Raw genomic sequence first — 1,420 nt, 5'->3', positions numbered from 1 at the left:
TGTACTTCCCTAAATAGGGTTGACCGTTTTTGTTCAACATTCATTTAATCTCAGCGGACAATTAAGAGCCTGAGGTCTTTCTTTTTGGCTAAAATCAAGAAGGCTAGATGCCTTCTTGATTTTAAAATTCTCCGCGGCATATATAATCACCATCGGTCTTCTTTTGGCATCTAAATCTAAGACTTTTTTCTTAAATTCTAAAGGTGTAAATCTATTGTTAAATGCCTGGTGCTTTCTATTAGTATTGTAATGTACTACTGATTTCTTCACCTGATTTACAAGTTGCCGATAGCTTTCAATATTTCTATAATTCAGGTATTCATTTTTAATAATACCATTAATTCTTTCTGCATAAGCGTTTTCTTGTGCACTTCCTCCCATGCTTACTATGATTCCATTTTTGTTAAGTAGAGCTAGGTATTCATGACTTGTGTATTGCGTTCCTCTATCGGAATGATGAATCAAAGGCTCCTCAATCTTACCTACTTTGCTGAGCATCATTTTAAGAGCTTTTATATTTGATTACACCCTTAAATGTTCACTGACATTATAGCCAAGGATTTCTTTAGTATAGACATCTATGATAAAAACTAAATAATAAAATTGCTGGCCTACACTAAAATAGGTGATATCACTTTGAACTACTTGATGAGGGCTTGTAACACTCATTCCTGCTATGTAATTCGGGAAGCGAATATGCCCTGGTATAGTCGTACGCTGATAATTTCGATGTTTTACCACTCTATACCCAAGGGATATAAACAACTCGCAAAACTTATCTCTACCCATTGTTTTTGGACGAAGTGACATATACAACTTTTCAACCCCACAGCCTGGATGATCTCTTCTTATAGCATCTGCCTGGACAATTAACTCTTGTAATTCTTGCTCAAATGCGTACTGTCTTTTGCGACTGGACTGAACACTCTGTTTGCTAATTCCAAGAATACGGTATAAGGAGTTAAGACTGAATTTTATCTTGTCTTTGTGATCTTGGAACCACCAGATTGCAGGGTTTCTGAATTTTTTTTGATGTCGATGTTATATTCCTCATCAGCAAGTTCGATCACCTTTTCGAGGTATTCCAGGTAAAGTTGCTTCTGACCTAGTACACGTTCTAATTCCTCTATTTTCTTTTGTTGGACCTTCAGTTTATGTTCTTGACTATTCTTCATTTCAACTACTTGAACACCTAAATTATTATAATTAGAATATTGATGAATCCATCTATAAACTGTTTGGAGGGAGATAGAATACTGTTCCGAGATGGACTTGATGCTAAGTTGACCAAATTCATATTCATGAACAATTTTTCGCTTAAATTCCTCAGAAAATTTTCGTTGTGATCTAAGTACTTTTCCAGTTTTCAACATGTAATTTTAACTTTGAAAACGGTCAACCTATATCAGGGAATGACAGT

Annotated in this window: 3 protein-coding genes; all 3 read right to left on the bottom strand. The window is 35.1% G+C overall.

Annotation, left to right across the window (positions count from 1 at the left end; all coding sequences use genetic code 11):
- Positions 1-33: 33 nt before the first annotated feature.
- The 3 genes from HHU12_RS35525 to HHU12_RS33895 all read right to left on the bottom strand — a co-directional run bounded on the left by HHU12_RS35525 (position 34) and on the right by HHU12_RS33895 (position 1,373).
- Positions 34-516 carry a transposase gene (locus HHU12_RS35525; RefSeq protein WP_394353227.1) on the bottom strand — a complete coding sequence of 161 codons (483 nt, stop codon included), beginning with the start codon at positions 514-516 and terminating at the stop codon, positions 34-36.
- A 6-nt stretch (positions 517-522) separates the two neighbouring features.
- Positions 523-810 (bottom strand): DDE-type integrase/transposase/recombinase, encoded by a 288-nt coding sequence (locus HHU12_RS35520; protein ID WP_240971264.1) that lies wholly within the window; start codon positions 808-810, stop codon positions 523-525.
- A 164-nt stretch (positions 811-974) separates the two neighbouring features.
- Positions 975-1,373 (bottom strand): transposase, encoded by a 399-nt coding sequence (locus HHU12_RS33895; RefSeq protein ID WP_169661150.1) that lies wholly within the window; start codon positions 1,371-1,373, stop codon positions 975-977.
- Positions 1,374-1,420 lie beyond the last annotated feature (47 nt).

Source organism: Flammeovirga aprica JL-4 (assembly GCF_012844305.1).
Classification (GTDB): domain Bacteria; phylum Bacteroidota; class Bacteroidia; order Cytophagales; family Flammeovirgaceae; genus Flammeovirga; species Flammeovirga aprica.
Note: the sequence above shows the minus strand (reverse complement) of the source record. Positions and strands in the feature narration are given on the sequence as shown.

What these genes read in the sequence shown, in the direction of transcription:
- HHU12_RS33895 (WP_169661150.1), bottom strand. Translation starts at nt 1,373, where the DNA reads ATGTTGAAAACTGGAAAAGTACTTAGATCACAACGAAAATTTTCTGAG.
- HHU12_RS35520 (WP_240971264.1), bottom strand. Translation starts at nt 810, where the DNA reads ATGTCACTTCGTCCAAAAACAATGGGTAGAGATAAGTTTTGCGAGTTG.